The sequence below is a fragment of the Rhizobium sp. BR 315 genome, from assembly GCF_050577975.1.
In the GTDB taxonomy this organism is placed as follows: domain Bacteria; phylum Pseudomonadota; class Alphaproteobacteria; order Rhizobiales; family Rhizobiaceae; genus Rhizobium; species Rhizobium miluonense.
Genome location: NZ_JARWKZ010000192.1, coordinates 1 through 529 on the forward strand (window position 1 = coordinate 1; position 529 = coordinate 529).

The following is a 529-nucleotide window of genomic DNA, read 5'->3' on the forward strand; positions in this document are numbered from 1 at the left end:
ATTCAATACAGCATTAGTTAAAGGAGGCATCAAGTAATGAACAAACGAAAGTTACTGTGGGCTGGAGCAGTTTTGCTTGTGATTGGACTGATTGGCAGTCTAGCCACCTATAAACAAAGTGCAGAAAAATTTGATTTGAATGAAAGAAAAGTAATAGAAAGCAATAACTTTGAGCATGTGGAAATTTCAGCAGATAACGCTGCAATTGAAATTCATCCAATACAAGAGTCTTCAGCTTATGTTCAGCTATCGGGAACAAAAAGAGGAAATAGAGAATTGAATTATTCAGCAGAAGTTGAAAGCAATAAACTTAAAGTGATATTAAAGGAAAAAGGACATCAGCTTATTCCAATGAGCTTATTTGGGGACAGTGAGCTTAGCTTAGATTTGTACTTGCCGGAGAAACAATATGCCAGCATGATAGCAGATATTAAAAACGGCAGGATAAAAATGACAGAGTTGTCTTCAAGAGAAGTTGTGCTCCATACAGCAAACGGCCGTCTGGAATTGGCAAATATAACTGCAGAAA

The 529-nt window shown here is 36.9% G+C and carries 1 protein-coding gene; it reads left to right on the plus strand.

The window, feature by feature from the left end:
* Positions 1-36: 36 nt before the first annotated feature.
* Positions 37-529, plus strand: a 493-nt coding sequence (locus QD409_RS35720; protein ID WP_430765081.1) for a DUF4097 family beta strand repeat-containing protein, incomplete at its 3' end; no start/stop codon positions are given.